Raw genomic sequence first — 15,149 nt, 5'->3', positions numbered from 1 at the left:
CCACTTGCTTGACCGGTCTCTATGCCAACCCTGCGCACTTTTCTCGCCATTGCCCTGCTGGGCTTGTGTTTTTCCGTAAGCGCCGCCCAGGCTGCCGAACCGCCCAGCGCCGAAGCGGTCCAGCAAAGCCTGGACAAAATCGCCGACCGCAAACTGCCCGAGGCCGACCAGAAAGCCTTGCAGACGGTGCTGCAAAACACCCTGACCCAGTTGAGCAACAAGCAGGACTACGAACAGCGGCTGAACGACCTCAAGCAGCAACTGGCCAACGCGCCGCGCCAGACCACGGAAAACCAGCGTGAACTGGCTCGCCTCAAAGCCACCAAGGTGGTGCCAGTGGCGCAACGCTATGCCAGCGCGCCGGTGTCGCAGCTGGAGCAACTGCTCACCGAACGCACCACCCAGCAGAGCGACCTGCAAAAAGCCCTGGCCGATGCCAACAGCCTGACCATCACCGCGCAAACCCGTCCGGAGCGCGCCCAGGCGGAAATCAGCAGCAGCCAGACCCGCACCCAGCAGATCAACCTGACCCTCAAGTCCGGCCGCGACAACGGCAAGCTGCTCAGCGCCGACCAGCGCAACCTGTTGAATGCCGAACTGGCGGCGATCAATGCCTTGATCCCCCTGCGGCGCCAGGAGCTGGCAGGCAATAGCCAGTTGCAGGACCTGGGCAACAGCCAGCATGACCTGCTGATGGAAAAAACCGCGCGCCTGGAACAGGAAATCCAGGACCTGCAAACCCTGATCAACCAGAAGCGCCTGGCCCAGTCGCAGCAGACCGTCACCCAGCAGTCCATCGAAGCGCAAAAGGCCGGCAGCAGCAGCCTGCTGGCCAGCGAAAGCGCGGCCAACCTCAAGCTCTCCGACTACCTGCTCAAAAGCACCGACCGTCTCAACGAACTGACCCAGCAGAACCTGGAAACCAAGCAGCAACTGGACAGCGTGACCCAGAGCGATGCAGCCCTGGACGAGCAGATCAGCGTGCTCAAGGGCAGCCTGCTGCTGTCGAAGATCCTCTATAAACAGAAACAGGCCCTGCCGCGCCTGCGCCTGGACCGCGACCTGGCCGACCAGATCGCCGACATCCGCCTGTACCAGTTCGAAGTCAACCAGCAGCGCGAGCTGATCAGCAGCCCCAGCACCTACGTCGACAACCTGCTGGCCACCCAGCCGTCCGAGCAGGTCACGCCGCAATTGCGCCGGACCCTGCTCGACCTGGCGATCACCCGCGCCGACCTGCTGGAGCGGCTGAACCGCGAACTGAGCGCGCTGCTCAACGAATCCATCACCCTGCAACTGAACCAGAAGCAACTGCTGAGCACCTCGCAAAACCTGCGGGCGACCCTCGACGAGCAGATGTTCTGGATCCCCAGCAACAAGCCGCTGGACCTCGAATGGCTGGAAGGCGTGCCGCAGCGCCTGCAGAAGCAGATCACCACCCTGCCCTGGGCCTCGAGCCTGAGCGAGCTGACCGACGGCCTGGCCCAGCGCCCGTTGCTGTTCCTGCCGCTGCTGCTGTTGATCGGTGCCCTGCTGTGGCGACGCAAGAGCCTGTACTCGCGGCTGAACAAGGTTCACCAGGACATCGGCCACTTTAAGCGCGACAGTCAGTGGCACACACCGCTGGCGATCCTGGTCAATATCCTCCTGGCCATGCCGGTGACCCTGGCCCTGGCGCTGTGCGGCTATGCCCTGCAGATCGACGCCCGGGGACAGAACGCCAACCTCGGTGCCGCGCTGTTGCAGACGGCCCAGGCCTGGCTGGTGTTCTACACCGCCTATCGCATCCTCGCGCCGGGCGGCGTGGCCGAACTGCATTTCCGTTGGGAGAAGCCCCAGGTCGAATTCCTCCAGGGCTGGGTCCGGCGCCTGGGCCTGGTGGTGCTGGCACTGGTGGCCGTGGTGGCGGTGGCCGAGCACCAACCGGCGGCCCTGGCCGATGACGTGCTCGGGATCGCCGTGGTCCTGACCTGTTATGCGCTGATGGCCTGGCTGCTCAGCCGCCTGCTGCTGAGCAGCCCGACCCACCAGAACGCCTCGCTGTTTCGCAAGGCGGTGGGGGTGCTGTTCACGGCGTTGCCGATCGCCTTGTTCATCGCGGTGTGCTTCGGCTACTACTACACCGCGCTGAAACTCAGCGACCGCCTGATCAATACCCTGTACCTGCTGATGTTCTGGCTGGTGATCGAAGCCACCTTCGTGCGCGGCCTCAGCGTGGCGGCACGGCGCCTGGCCTACCAGCGCGCTCTGAGCAAGCGCCAGGCTGCCAAGGAAGCCGGGGAAAGCGGCGATGCGATGGTCGAAGAGCCGCCCCTGGATATCGAAAAGGTCAACGAACAATCCCTGCGCCTGATCCGTCTGGCCTTGCTCGGCGGCTTCATGGCGGCGCTGTACTGGGTCTGGTCGGACCTGATCACCGTGTTCTCCTACCTGGACAACGTCACCCTCTACGAATACACCAGCGGCACCGGCGCCAACATGAGCATGGTGCCGATCAGCATCGGCGACATGCTCGGCGCGCTGATCATTATCGGCATCACCTTCGCCCTGGCGCGCAACTTGCCGGGGCTGCTGGAGGTGCTGGTGCTGTCCAAGCTGGACCTGGCCCAGGGCAGCGCCTACGCCACCACCACCCTGCTGTCCTACGCCATTGCCGGGGTCGGTTTCGTCGCCACCCTCTCGACCCTCGGGGTCAGTTGGGACAAGTTGCAGTGGCTGGTAGCGGCCTTGTCCGTGGGACTGGGTTTTGGCATGCAGGCGATCTTCGCCAACTTCATCTCCGGCATCATCATCCTGTTCGAGCGCCCGGTGCGCATTGGCGACACCATCACCATCGGCAACCTGTCGGGTACGGTGAGCAAGATCCGCATCCGCGCCACCACCATCACCGACTTCGACCGCAAGGACATCATTGTCCCCAACCAGACCTTCATCACCGGGCAACTGATCAACTGGTCGCTGACCGATACCATCACCCGGGTCACCCTCAAGCTCGGCGTCGACTACGGCTCGGACCTGGACCTGGTGAAAGAGCTGCTGCTCAAGGCCGCGCGGGAGAACCCACGGGTGCTCAAGGAGCCCGAGCCCCACGTGTACTTCCTCAATTTCGGCGAGAGCACCCTGGACCACGAGCTGCGCATGCACGTGCGCGAGCTGGGCGACCGCAACCCGGTGGTGGATGAGGTCAACCGCTTTATCAACCGCGAGTTCAAGAAGCAGCACATCAACATTTCGTTCCGGCAGATGGAGGTTTACCTGAAAAACCTCCACGGCCAGGAGTACAAAATGGTGCCCATCGAGCCGGAGACCAAGACCATTGTCCCGCTGCCCGAAGGCAAGCCGCTGCAAGAGCCGCCGCCGGGCAAACTCGACTAGGCGCCCTATCCGAGCAGAATGCTCGGACATTCTGCGAGGGCCTGTTGCCGCTTGGTGACAGGCCGCGCCTTTCCTCGCACCGTTTGGCCCCGCAACGCGGCTCATCACCAAACGGCAACAGACCCCAGGAGATGGCCGTTGAAAGCCCTCGACGAACTGACCTTCGACAATCGCTTCGCCCGCCTGGGCGACGCCTTCTCAACCCACGTCCTGCCCGACCCCATCGACAACCCGCGCCTGGTGGTGGCAAGCGACGCCGCCATGGCCCTGCTGGACCTGGACCCGGCGCTGGCCGAGACCCCGGTGTTCGCCGAGCTGTTTGGCGGGCACAAGCTGTGGGCCGAGGCCGAGCCACGGGCGATGGTGTATTCCGGGCATCAGTTCGGCTCCTACAACCCGCAACTCGGCGACGGCCGTGGCCTGCTGCTGGGCGAGGTGTACAACGCCGCCGGCGAGCACTGGGACCTGCACCTCAAGGGCGCCGGCCAAACCCCTTACTCGCGCATGGGCGATGGCCGCGCGGTGCTGCGTTCGTCGATCCGCGAATTCCTCGCCTCCGAGGCGCTGCATGCCCTGGGCATCCCCAGCTCACGGGCGCTGTGCGTGATCGGCTCCGACACCCCGGTCTGGCGCGAGAAACAGGAGCGGGCGGCGATGGTGCTGCGCATGGCGCCGAGTCATATCCGCTTTGGCCACTTCGAATATTTCTACTACACGAAAAAACCCGAGCAGCAAAAACAGCTCGGCGAACACGTGCTGGCCATGCACTTCCCCGAGTGCCTTGAGCAGCCCGAGCCGTACCTGGCGATGTTTCGCGAAATCGTCGAGCGCAACGCCGAACTGATCGCCAAGTGGCAGGCCTATGGCTTCTGCCACGGGGTAATGAACACCGACAACATGTCGATCCTGGGCATCACCTTCGACTTCGGCCCCTTCGCCTTTCTCGACGATTTCGACGCCCACTTCATCTGCAACCATTCCGACGACCAGGGCCGCTATTCCTTCAGCAACCAGGTGCCGATCGGCCAGTGGAACCTCAGCGCACTGGCCCAGGCCCTGACCCCCTTCATCAGCGTCGAGGCGCTGCGCGAAACCCTCGGCCTGTTCCTGCCGCTGTACCAGGCGCAGTACCTGGACCTGATGCGCCGGCGCCTGGGCCTGACCACCGCCGAGGACGAGGACCAGAAGTTGCTGGAGCAACTGCTGCAACTGATGCAGGGCAGCAGCGTCGACTACACCCTGTTCTTCCGCCGCCTGGGGGACGAGTCCGCCGAACTGGCCGTGGCCCGCCTGCGGGACGACTTTGTCGACATCAAGGGGTTCGACGCCTGGGCCGAGCGCTACAAGGCCCGGGTCGCCCGCGAGCCGCAGGAGCCTCAGGCTCAGCGCCGGGCACGGATGCACGGGGTCAACCCGCTGTACATCCTGCGCAACTACCTGGCGCAAAAGGCCATCGATGCCGCCGAGAGCGGCGACTACAGCGAGGTACGCCGCCTGCACAGCGTCTTGAGCCAGCCGTTCGAGGAGCAGCCCGGCATGCAGGCCTATGCCGAGCGACCCCCGGAGTGGGGCAAGCACCTGGAGATCAGTTGTTCTTCCTGAGTCGCGCCCTCAGATGAACACTTCGGCCGAGATACCAAAGCGCTCGGCCAGCCAGCGGACCTGCCGCAGGTTAAGCTGGCGCTTGCCGCTGAGCACCTCCGACACCACCGACTGCGCGCCCACCCCGGGCAGGTCGCTTTGGGTCAGGCCGTGCTCGCGCATCAGGGACGCCAGCATACTGACCCCACTGACCTGCGGCATGGGCCGATGCTCTTCGTCGTAGGCCTCGATCCAGTCGCCGATGATATCCACCAGGCTGTTGAGCGGATGCGCCTCGTCATCCCCGGTCAGCTCCAGCAACTCATCGAGCGCCGCGACCAACCTGTCGTAATCCGCCTCGGTCCTGGGTTTGCACACCAGGGGCGCCACATACTGCCAATGCTCGGCAGCCTGCTCGACCAACACACTCATCCTCGTTCCTCCCTCCATTGGCCGCGATCATAGTCGCGGTGATCCAACACATGACGGATGTACAGCTTCTGCGTGGTAAAGCGAACCACTGCAATCAACCGCACGTTGTTACCACCGATATCGAACACATGCAGCGGGCCCACTTTGTCCACCGCCGGACAAAGGGCGCGCAGGGCGGCGAAATCCACCGGCTTGCTGCCCTTGAGCAGTCGATACCACGTATCCAGCGCATTGGCCGACTGCTGCCAGCGCGCCTTGGCTTCCCAGATTCGTTTGACCGTGATGATTCGCATGCAATGTCCCTATCGCATAGTGCTATGGAGGCTAGACGCGAGCATCGGATATCTCAATATGCTATATCCGCCGTCAGACCAACGGCGCTCGTGTACTGCCAAGCCTAGACAGCCAAGGCGCCTGCCTGCCGCGCAGTGTGTGAGCGATTGCAACAAACTCCAGGGCACTCTGGTGTCTGGTAAAGTCCGCAACACTTTTACCGAGCACGCTTGAGCCCCCATGCCGAGCGCTTGCCAAGGAACCGCAAATGCCGGAAAAAACCGTCTCGATCTGGGCGACCCACGCTGACTGGAGCGAGGACACGCTGCACCACCTGACCTGCCCCAGCTACACCGAAGACGGCGATAGCCAGGGTTCGGAGTTTTCCCGGGCCTTCGGCGTGAGCCTCGACGACGACCTGCTGGAAGTTGCGCGAGTCGAGGTGGGCTGCTCGCTGCTCGCCGCCCTTGAAGACTTTTCATACGCCGCCAGCATCTGCGACAGCCTCACCGAGCAAGGCCTGGGGCAAACCCCGCAGCCGTTCAATCAACTGGTGCTGGCCTACGACCACCGTTTCACCGGCACCCCATCGACCGCCAGCATCCGCGGCGTGATCGTTCACTACATCGCCAGCGTCAGCTACCGCGAATGACCGGCGGAGGTGTTATGCACTACCAGCAGCACCTGGCCTTTGGCGACTTGATCGAGCTGTTGCGCCAGCAGGAAAAAACCCTGCAGTTCTGCGTCTACGGCGCGCCACAAGACACCCCTCTGACCTTGCACACCCCCTGCGTGATCGAGGCGTTTTCCCAGATCACCGATGACGACGAAGAAATCTACCCGCCGTACGTCATCCAGAACGGCCTGGAATTCTGGTTCAGCGACGAACTGCTCGAAGACGTGGTCATGAGCGCCCTGCACCACAAGCCGACGGTGAGCAACACCGAGCTACTGGCGGCCATCGAGTACTACGCCGAGCGCGACTGCTTCATGAGCTTCGATTAAGCCCCGGGCTGGGCCATGGACCCACCGGCAACGGATGCGGATAATGCGCGACCCTGATTGCCAGTACCTGCAAGGATGCGCATGAACCTGTTCCTCAACCTGGTCACCCTGGTTTTTGGTGTCATCAGCCTGGTGTCGGCTGTCATCTACCTGAGCCGCCGCGCCAAGTACCGCATGAACCTGCAGGACCTGCGCCTGCACGGCAAACCCCATCGCACCATCACCCAGGCCGAACTGGAGGCGCTGGCCGAGCAGACCGCCAGCCTGCAACGGATCCAGGGCAGTGGCGGCATGTCCTACGAACCTGTCAGCGACAACGTCTACCTGATTCGCGGCGGCGCCGCGAGCGACGGCATCGAGCTGCCGGCGCAAGCGCTGCAACATGTGTCGATCGGTGAAATCCCCGTGGAATTTCCCTACCCGATGCAGAACTTCCTGGCCGCCAGCAACCTGGCCGAGGTGGTCATCGCCAAAAAGTTCGCCGTGGTCATCGGCCTCAATGGTCGCCGCCTCGCGCAGTGACGCGTCGGCCGCCTGTCCGCACCTTCTCCGGTTCGCCCATGCCGCGAACCCTGCCCCCGCTGATCCTCTGCACGAGCCCACCATGAAACGTTGCTGCCTGCTGCTATTGCCACTGCTGCTCTCACTGACCGGATGCAAGGAAGACTTCGCGACCCTGCACTTCCAGGACTCGGTGCGTTCCGACCCCAAGGCCGGCCCGCAATTCTCCGACCAATTGGTGCACGAGGCGTACAAGCAGAGCATTTACACCGCGCTCAGCGTCCAGGGCCTGGACCCGGATGCCATCGCCCTGGAGCGCGACGCGGAGGATGACAAGGTGATCCACCTGCGCCTGGCGGACCGTTCCCTGAGCCCGGAACAACGAGGCAGCCTCAGGGCCATCTTCGAAGGGGTCACCAACGCGCGAAAGGCCAGCTCGATGAACCTGCGCCTGGACCTGGATAACGCCCATGCCAGCGTCACCCCGTCCGGCTCCAGCGGGCTGCCGGACAGCATCGACGCCAGCCTGGAGTTCGACCCGACGTTCGAAATGCTGCTGGCCCGCAGCTATGAGGACAGCATGAGCGCCATCGTCAGCAAGAGCGAAATCGAAGGCCCGGTCAGTTGCAAGATCACCGCCCACCTGAAAATGCCCGAGCGCTTGCAATTGATCGCCTACGAAGCCCTCCAGGACGACATCAGCGAGCCCGGCCTGATCTCATTGATGATCCGCAGCAGCATCGCCAAGGTACCGCTCAGGGTGCATTTCGATGACCCGGACCTGAACCGGCACCTGCAACAGAAAAACGTCCAGATCTGGCCATCGAGCTCGAAAATCACCCGGCCCGCGCCTGTTCCGTTCGACGAATTCGCCATCAGCATCGGCTCCATCGGCGTGCAGAAGCTCACCTCCGCCCAGTCTTTCGACACCCGCAAAGATGAGCTGCAAGCGCTGTGCGATCAAAAAATGCAGGCCCTGGGCCGGCCATTTACGTTTCAGATGGGCCGGACCCTGGATCGCTTGAGCCGGGTCGATTACCTGTAACCACTTGCGCGACAAGGATCCCCATTGAACCGACGCCTCTGCGTGACCGCCCTGCTGCTGATGCTGCTAACCGGCTGCAAGCAGACCTACCTCACCCTGCATTTCCAGGAAGAGGTGGGTAACCCCAAGCAGGCCAGAATCGTGCCGTACTTTGAGGAGACCATCACCCAGATGGCCGCCGGGATCGGCATCGAGGCCGGCGACATCGGCCTGGAGATGGACCGCCAGGACGACAAGACCCTGCATATCAAACTGGGCAGCAGCGTGCCCGAGGCCCAGCGCCTGCGCCTGCGGGAACTGTTCGACGAGATCGTCCAGGCCCGTGCAGCCGGCACCTTCGAAGCGGTGTTGGAGATCGCCCCGGAAACCGGGAAATACACCAGCGCCGACTACCGCAAAAAAGCCATGGCCCTGCCGCGCCGCTTGCCGCTGCCCCTGGAACCGGTGAAGTTCGCCGACGTCATGTTTCAGTTCTCGGCAGAGGAATTGGCCACCGGCAAGCTCGCAGCCGCCGGCACCCCCAACGAGGCGTTTTGCCAATACCAGGCCACTGTCCGACCACCGGGCATGCCGTTCAGCCAGATGGGCAGCAAGGCCGGGACCGGAAAAGGCGATTACAACCTGTACCTGCAGTGGAAAGAGGACAAGCACGCGCCCGCGCAGTACCTGTTCGGCAACATCACCTTCGTCAACCCCTCGCTCAACCAGCAGCTGTTCGACAACCGCATCACATTGGGTGCAATCAAGACCTCCTGGGGGACGCGCCCCAATCGCCGGGCCGACCGGGTCGGGTTCAATGTCGGCTCCCTGGGCCTGCAGCACCACGAGGACGGAGAGATTTCGCCCCTGCAAAACATAGGGTTCATGGGCCGCTGCGAGCGTATGGCCATGGCCCTGGGTCGGCCCTTTACCTTTTACATCGGCCGTTCCATGGACCGCCTGGTCAGCGTCGAGCAGGCCCCGACCGCCCCGTGAACCCGGGGCGCCACGTCGGCACCTGCCTGCCGGCGCCGACTTGATATTCACCCCGGGCGCCGCCATTTAAGGCGCTCTACCCTGCTTGCGGAGCCCAACCATGTCCGAGCCACTGCTGATCCCCTGCCCTCATTGCAACGGTCTCAACCGCATCCCCGGCGAGCGCCTGGGCGACCTGCCCAAGTGCGGGCGCTGCAAGGCCGAGGTGTTGCTGGGTAAACCCTTTGAACTGACCCAGGGCGATTACGCCAGCCAGATCAAGGGCGACCTGCCGTTGCTGGTGGATGTCTGGGCGCAGTGGTGCGGGCCGTGCACATCCTTCGCCCCGGTATTCGAACAGGCGGCGGCCCAGCTCAAGGGCAAATGCCGGCTGGCCAAACTCGACAGCGAAAGCAATCAGCAGTTGTCGGGGCAATTGGGGATTCGATCGATTCCCAGCCTGATCCTGTTCAAGAACGGCCGGGAAGTCGCCCGCCAGAGCGGCGCCCTGCCGTTGCCGCAACTGCTGGGCTGGTTGCGCAGCCAGGGCATCTGAGGCCCTGCACCGGCCAATGAGGGGCTTGCCCCCTCATGGTGGAGTCAGGCGTTTTCCAGCAGATTGTGCAGCTCGACAAATTGCTGGGTCAGCTTGTGCCGTGGGTCGAGGTGGATCAGCGGCATATTGGCCTGGTGCGATTCACGCATGCGCACCGAGCTGGCGAGGTACACCGGCAGCACCGGCAGGCCTTCGGCTATCAACTCGTCGAGGATCTGCTGCGGCAGGCTGGCCCGGGCCTGGAACTGATTGACCACGATGCCTTCCACTTGCAGGTCTTCGTTGTGGTCTTCCTTCAATTCTTCGATTTCTGCCAGCAGGCCGTATAGCGCCTGGCGTGAGAAGCTGTCGCAATCGAAGGGGATCAACACCCGATCAGCGGCAATCAGTGCGGATACCGCATAAAAATTCAGGGCCGGCGGGGTGTCGAGGTAGATCCGGTCGTAATCTTCGGACAACTCGTCGAGCAATTTGCGCAGTTTGTTGATCTTGTGCTTGGCCTCGAGCTTGGGCTGCAGGTCGGCCAGCTCGGCGGTGGCGGTGACCACGTGCAGGTTGTCGAACGGAGTCTCGTAGATATCCACCTGGTTTTTCTTCGAAAACGGCCCGGACGATAGGGTCTGCTTGAAGAAATCGGCAATGCCCATGGGAATGTCGTCGCCGGTCAGGCCGGTGAGGTACTGGGTGGAGTTGGCCTGGGCATCCAGATCCACCAACAAGGTGCGATAACCCTCGCTGGCGCTGACCGCCGCCAGATTGCAGGCAATACTCGACTTGCCCACGCCACCTTTCTGATTGAACACCACACGCCGCATGTCAAAACCTCCGTGTATCAAAGATCAGCGAGTGTAGTAGCCCTGGTTGCCGCTTAGCTACCTCGTTGGCGCCCCACTCGCACACGAGCCCAGCCGGCAGTGGAAAATATCATCCTAAGCCCCCGTATTACCGATGGGCTGCATTATTTTTCGGGGCAAAAGATGTCAAAATGACATCTCCGCATGAGAAGCGTCTTATTTCTTCAAGCAAATGTAACCAATATTTGCTACAAGCCAGCCGCACCGGGATAATGCGCGCCACTCGGCCATAGGGCCACGTAGAGTCGGTTCGCTATCAACGCGACTCACCGCGTCAAGGAAGCCCGCAGGGGCGGGATGAAAACCAGTGATCAAGTTCAACATCGCTCAATGGCGCGCATGGGCCCCTGGGCTCGAAAGCGTGGACGATTGGCAGGCCTGGAGCCGCCAACCGACCGTGCTTGCCAGCAGCGATGCCGCCCCCGACGTGTCCTTCCTGCCCGCCATGCAACGCCGACGCCTGAGCCGCCTGGCACGAATGGCCTTCAGCGTTGGCTGGCCCTTGGCCCAAGGCTTGGAACACTTGCCCCTGGTGTTTGTTTCACGCCACGGCGAAACCCCACGCACCTTCGACATTCTCAGCGACCTGGCCGCCGGCCAGCCCCTGTCGCCGACCCAGTTCAGCCTGTCGGTGCATAACGCGGTGATCGGCCTGTGGTCGATCATGCGCGGCGAAACCAGCGAAATGACCGCCCTCGCCGCCGCCGGCGACGGCCTGGAACACGGCATGCTCGAAGCCGCCGCGCTGCTCGCCGAAGGCGCCCCGGCGGTGCTGCTGCTGATCACCGAAGAGCAGCCGCCACAGGCCTATGCCGAATGGATCGACGACGTGCCCTTTCCTTATGCGGTCGGCCTGCTGCTGACCCCGGGCGACGACTGGCAGCTGTCCCTCGGCAGCGCCGGCGATGGCAGCGCGTCTGAAGACAGCCCGCGAGCCCAGTGGCCCCATGCCCTGAATCTGTTGCGTACCCTGCTCACCCCGCAGGCCACCTGCCAACATGCCTGGAAGAATCGTGTATGGACCTGGCAACGCAACCGGTAAGCGCGAAACCGCGCGATGCCTACTACTGGCGCCTGATGGCCACGGCAGCGAGCTTTACGCTGTTCGGTCTAGGTAGTTTGTGCCTGCGCCTGGTGATTTTTCCGCTATTGAGCTGCCTGCCGGGCACACCCGAGGCGCACCAGCGTCGTGCCCGCGCGACCATCAGCCGGCTGTTCTGGCTGTTTATCCGGTTCATGGCCCGCTGCGGCGTGCTGACCTATGACGTCCAGGGCGCGGAGAAACTCGGCCGCCCGGGGCAGATGATCATCGCCAACCACCCGTCGCTGATCGACGTGGTGTTTCTGATCGGCCTGGTGCGCAACGCCAACTGCGTGGTCAAACAGAGCCTGTGGCAGAACCCCTTCACCCGCGGCCCGGTGCGCGAAGCCGGCTATATCAGCAATGACGGCAGCATGGACATGCTCGATGCCGCCGGCCAGGCACTGCAGGACGGCCAGACCCTGATCATTTTCCCCGAAGGCACGCGCACCGTACCGGGCCAGGCACCGGCCTTTCATCGGGGCGGGGCAGCGATTGCCCTGCGGGGTGCGAGAATCCTCACCCCGGTGGTGATAAAGGTCAGCCCGACCACCCTGACCAAGGCCGAACCCTGGTACCGCATCCCGCAACGTCGCGTGCACTTCAGTTTCCGCGTGGGTGCCGATATAGACCCACAGACCTTCGCCGCTCAAGGCCCCGCACCCCAGGCCTCGCGCAAACTCAACGACCACTTGCATCACTATTTCATTAAGGAGCTCGCCTCAGATGAGCAATCTGCACCCGGACTTAACCCTTGAGATCAAGCTGTTGATCATCGATGCCCTGGGCCTCGAAGACATCAGCGCACAGGATATCGGCAACGAGCAGACCCTTTTCGGCGACGGCCTGGGCCTGGACTCGGTAGACGCCCTGGAACTGGGCCTGGCGATCCAGAAGAAGTACGGCATCAAGATCGACGCCGACGCCAAGGACACGCGCAATCACTTCAGTAACGTGGCGAGCCTTGCGGCCTTCGTCACTGCAAAACAGGCAGCTTGAGACCGGACCATGCAAACTCGTGACGATATCTTCAACACCCTGCGCGATGCCCTGGTCGAACTCTTCGAGCTGGAACCCGAGCGCGTGAGCCTTGAGTCCAACCTGTACCAGGACCTGGAAATCGACAGCATCGACGCGGTCGACCTGATCGACCACATCAAGCGTCAGACCGGCAAGAAAATCGCCGCCGAGGAATTCAAGTCGGTGCGCACCGTCAATGACGTGGTCGAGGCGGTCTACCGTCTGGTCCAGCCGGCCGCATGAGTCGTCTGATCGGCCTGGGCCTGCTGCTGGCGGGCTTGCTGTACCCCTTTGCGGTGTATTTCGGCATGGAGCACTTCGCCCCGTGGCAGTTCGGCCTGTTGCTGGGCGGCCTGTGGCTGGCCCGCGCACTGACCGGCGAACGGCGGGCCAGCAGCCTGTGGATGGCGGCGGCGGCCATGCTGTTCTGCCTGCTGCTGGCGCTGTTCGACAGCCCGCAATTGCTGCGCTGGTACCCGGTGCTGATCAGCAGTTTCATGCTCGGTCTGTTCGGCCTGAGCCTGAAATACGGCCCGCCGGTGGCCGAGCGCCTGGCGCGCCTGCGTGAGCCTGCGCTGCCGCCCAAGGCGATTCGCTACACGCGCCAGGTCACCGTGGCCTGGAGTGTGTTTTTCCTCTGTAACGGATTGCTCGCCGCCGCCCTGACCCTCTGGGCGCCGCTGAGCTGGTGGACGTTGTACAACGGCCTGATCGCCTACGGGCTGATGGGCTTGCTGTTTGCCATTGAATGGCTATTACGACAACGCGTACGAGGCCGCGCATGAATTGGATCAAGCTTGAGCACCTGCTGCTCAAGGCTCACCCGGGGCGGACGGTGACCTTCGACCCGGTACTCGACCACAGCGCCCTGCACGACCAGGCGCTGCGCCTGGCCGCCGGGCTCCAGGCCCGGGGCGTGCAGCGCATGGCCCTGCACCTGGAAGACGCCGCGCAACTGGCCATCGCCCTGCTCGGCGCCTGGCGGGCCGGGGTCAGCGTGCTGCTGCCGGCCGACCTGCAGACCCAGACCCGCCAGCGCTGGTCCGGTGAGGTAGACCTGTGGCTCACCGACCTGGAGCACGACACGCGCCTCGCTGACCTGTTGCAGGCGCCGCTGCCGGCTGCCGAGTTGGACCTGGCGCAGTGCCGCTTGAGCCTGTGCACGTCCGGCTCCAGTGGCGAACCCAAGCGCATCGACAAGACCCTGGTGCAACTGGCCAACGAGGTCCAGGCCCTGGAACAGCTATGGGGCGCGGAACTGGGCAGCGCCTGCATGATTGGCAGCGTCGCCGCGCAACACATCTACGGCCTGCTGTTTCGGGTGCTGTGGCCGCTGTGCGCCGGGCGCCCGTTCGTGCGCCGCCAATTGCCGTTCCCCGAAGACCTGCAACGCGCCAGCCGCGAGTACCCGGCCTTTGCCTGGGTCGCCAGCCCGGCGCTGCTCAAGCGCATGGGCGACAACCTCGACTGGCCGGCCTTGAGCCAGGTCAGCCGGGTGTTTTCCTCGGGCGGCGCCTTGCCCGCCGAGGCCGCGCACAGCCTGCAACAGCGCCTGGGCCAATGGCCGACCGAGATTTTCGGCAGTTCGGAAACCGGCGGCATCGCCTGGCGCCAGGGCGCGAGCCTGTGGCAACCGTTCGCCGGCGTGCAGTTGAGCCAGGACGCGGACGGCGCGCTGCTGATTGCCTCGACCTACCTGCCAGAAGGGCATGTCGAACACAGCGCCGATGCCGCACGAATCGAGGCCGATGGCCGTTTCGAGCTGCTCGGGCGCCTGGACCGGATCGTCAAGCTGGAAGAAAAACGCATCTCCCTGCCCATGCTCGAACAGGCCCTGGCCAGCCATGCCTGGGTCAGCGAAGCGCGCCTGGGCGTGGTCCAGGAAAACCGAGCCTCCCTCGGCGCCGTGCTGGTCTTGAGCGAAGCGGGCTTGCAGGCCCTGCGCAACGGCGGCCGCCGCCACCTGACCCAGTCCCTGCGCCAGCACCTGAGCCAGCACTGCGAAGCCCTGGCCCTGCCGCGCCGCTGGCGGTTGCTGCGCCAGCTGCCGCTGAACGCCCAGGGCAAGTTGCCCCAGGCCGAGGTCGAGGCCCTGCTGCTGGCACCGCGCCCACAAGCGCCTGAAGTGCTGGAACAGCACGAACAGGACGGCGAGTGGAACCTGCAATTGAGCATCCCCCCGGACCTGGCCTATTTCAGCGGGCACTTCCCGCAGACCCCGGTATTGCCTGGGGTGGTCCAGGTCGATTGGGCCCTGGCCCTGGGCCAGCAACTGCTGGACCTGCCGGGCCGCTTTGCCGGCATGGAAGTGCTGAAATTCCAGCAACTGGTGCGCCCCGGCGACCAGGTGCAATTGCACCTGCGGTTCGACGATGAACGCGGAAAATTGTATTTCGCCTACCGCAACGACACGGCGGCCTGTTCCAGTGGGCGCATTTTGCTGGAGGCAGCCTGTGGATAAGTTTTATCGGG

Annotated in this window: 17 protein-coding genes; 14 read left to right on the top strand and 3 right to left on the bottom strand. The window is 63.7% G+C overall.

Features of this window, described 5'->3' with window-relative positions:
• The first annotated feature begins 21 nt into the window (after window positions 1-21).
• Both mscK and selO read left to right on the top strand, forming a co-directional pair.
• A complete protein-coding gene (gene mscK / locus JFU57_RS10125; protein WP_201129161.1) occupies window positions 22-3,375 on the top strand; it encodes a mechanosensitive channel MscK in 3,354 nt (1,117 codons plus the stop codon).
• A gap of 138 nt (window positions 3,376-3,513) precedes the next feature.
• A complete protein-coding gene (gene selO / locus JFU57_RS10120) occupies window positions 3,514-4,977 on the top strand; it encodes a protein adenylyltransferase SelO (RefSeq protein WP_078469493.1) in 1,464 nt (487 codons plus the stop codon).
• 9 nt (window positions 4,978-4,986) lie between these two features.
• Here selO and JFU57_RS10115 read toward each other — a convergent pair whose 3' ends face one another.
• The gene (locus tag JFU57_RS10115) at window positions 4,987-5,388 is read right to left on the bottom strand and encodes a helix-turn-helix domain-containing protein (RefSeq protein ID WP_078469492.1); all 402 of its coding nucleotides are present in this window, start codon (window positions 5,386-5,388) and stop codon (window positions 4,987-4,989) included.
• Entirely contained in the window at window positions 5,385-5,681 is a 297-nt protein-coding gene (locus tag JFU57_RS10110) for a type II toxin-antitoxin system HigB family toxin (RefSeq protein ID WP_201129159.1), read from the bottom strand. Before JFU57_RS10110 ends, JFU57_RS10115 begins: the two co-directional genes overlap by 4 nt.
• Before the next feature lie 248 nt (window positions 5,682-5,929).
• On the opposite strand from JFU57_RS10110, the gene JFU57_RS10105 reads away from it, so the two are divergent.
• The 6 genes from JFU57_RS10105 (at window position 5,930) to trxC (ending at window position 9,722) form a co-directional block, all read left to right on the top strand.
• The gene (locus JFU57_RS10105) at window positions 5,930-6,313 is read left to right on the top strand and encodes an immunity 22 family protein (RefSeq protein WP_078469490.1); all 384 of its coding nucleotides are present in this window, start codon (window positions 5,930-5,932) and stop codon (window positions 6,311-6,313) included.
• A gap of 14 nt (window positions 6,314-6,327) precedes the next feature.
• Window positions 6,328-6,666, top strand: coding sequence for a DUF7716 domain-containing protein (locus JFU57_RS10100; protein ID WP_201129158.1), 339 nt, complete (start codon window positions 6,328-6,330; stop codon window positions 6,664-6,666).
• Window positions 6,667-6,747: 81 nt separating this feature from the next.
• A complete protein-coding gene (locus tag JFU57_RS10095) occupies window positions 6,748-7,188 on the top strand; it encodes a hypothetical protein (protein WP_201129157.1) in 441 nt (146 codons plus the stop codon).
• Window positions 7,189-7,270: 82 nt separating this feature from the next.
• Window positions 7,271-8,212: a hypothetical protein gene (locus JFU57_RS10090; RefSeq protein WP_201129156.1), complete on the top strand. Its 942-nt coding sequence runs from the start codon at window positions 7,271-7,273 to the stop codon at window positions 8,210-8,212.
• A 24-nt stretch (window positions 8,213-8,236) separates the two neighbouring features.
• Window positions 8,237-9,187, top strand: a complete 951-nt coding sequence (locus JFU57_RS10085) for a hypothetical protein (protein WP_201129155.1) — start codon at window positions 8,237-8,239, stop codon at window positions 9,185-9,187.
• A 100-nt stretch (window positions 9,188-9,287) separates the two neighbouring features.
• Complete coding sequence (trxC, locus tag JFU57_RS10080) at window positions 9,288-9,722, top strand: thioredoxin TrxC (RefSeq protein WP_020297328.1); 435 nt, start codon at window positions 9,288-9,290, stop codon at window positions 9,720-9,722.
• Between the two features lie 44 nt (window positions 9,723-9,766).
• Here trxC and JFU57_RS10075 read toward each other — a convergent pair whose 3' ends face one another.
• Window positions 9,767-10,537 carry a ParA family protein gene (locus JFU57_RS10075; RefSeq protein ID WP_078469485.1) on the bottom strand — a complete coding sequence of 257 codons (771 nt, stop codon included), beginning with the start codon at window positions 10,535-10,537 and terminating at the stop codon, window positions 9,767-9,769.
• A gap of 346 nt (window positions 10,538-10,883) precedes the next feature.
• Here JFU57_RS10075 and JFU57_RS10070 point away from each other — a divergent pair, with 346 nt between their 5' ends.
• The 6 genes from JFU57_RS10070 to JFU57_RS10045 are packed head-to-tail and all read left to right on the top strand — an operon-like array spanning window position 10,884 to window position 15,138.
• Window positions 10,884-11,618: a beta-ketoacyl synthase chain length factor gene (locus JFU57_RS10070; protein WP_201129154.1), complete on the top strand. Its 735-nt coding sequence runs from the start codon at window positions 10,884-10,886 to the stop codon at window positions 11,616-11,618.
• Window positions 11,594-12,415 (top strand): lysophospholipid acyltransferase family protein, encoded by an 822-nt coding sequence (locus JFU57_RS10065; protein ID WP_020297331.1) that lies wholly within the window; start codon window positions 11,594-11,596, stop codon window positions 12,413-12,415. The genes JFU57_RS10070 and JFU57_RS10065 overlap by 25 nt, the downstream gene beginning before the upstream one ends.
• Window positions 12,384-12,656, top strand: coding sequence for a phosphopantetheine-binding protein (locus JFU57_RS10060; protein ID WP_020297332.1), 273 nt, complete (start codon window positions 12,384-12,386; stop codon window positions 12,654-12,656). Before JFU57_RS10065 ends, JFU57_RS10060 begins: the two co-directional genes overlap by 32 nt.
• 9 nt (window positions 12,657-12,665) lie before the next feature.
• Entirely contained in the window at window positions 12,666-12,920 is a 255-nt protein-coding gene (locus JFU57_RS10055) for an acyl carrier protein (protein ID WP_078469483.1), read from the top strand.
• On the top strand, window positions 12,917-13,462 hold the full coding sequence (locus tag JFU57_RS10050) for a COG4648 family protein (protein ID WP_078469482.1): 546 nt from the start codon (window positions 12,917-12,919) through the stop codon (window positions 13,460-13,462). The genes JFU57_RS10055 and JFU57_RS10050 overlap by 4 nt, the downstream gene beginning before the upstream one ends.
• Window positions 13,459-15,138: an AMP-binding protein gene (locus tag JFU57_RS10045; protein ID WP_201129153.1), complete on the top strand. Its 1,680-nt coding sequence runs from the start codon at window positions 13,459-13,461 to the stop codon at window positions 15,136-15,138. Before JFU57_RS10050 ends, JFU57_RS10045 begins: the two co-directional genes overlap by 4 nt.
• Window positions 15,139-15,149: the final 11 nt, after the last annotated feature.

It is taken from the genome of Pseudomonas sp. TH07 (assembly GCF_016651285.1).
In the GTDB taxonomy this organism is placed as follows: Bacteria; Pseudomonadota; Gammaproteobacteria; order Pseudomonadales; family Pseudomonadaceae; genus Aquipseudomonas.
The sequence above is the reverse complement of the archived record's forward strand: the minus strand, read 5'-3'. Positions and strand labels throughout refer to the sequence as shown.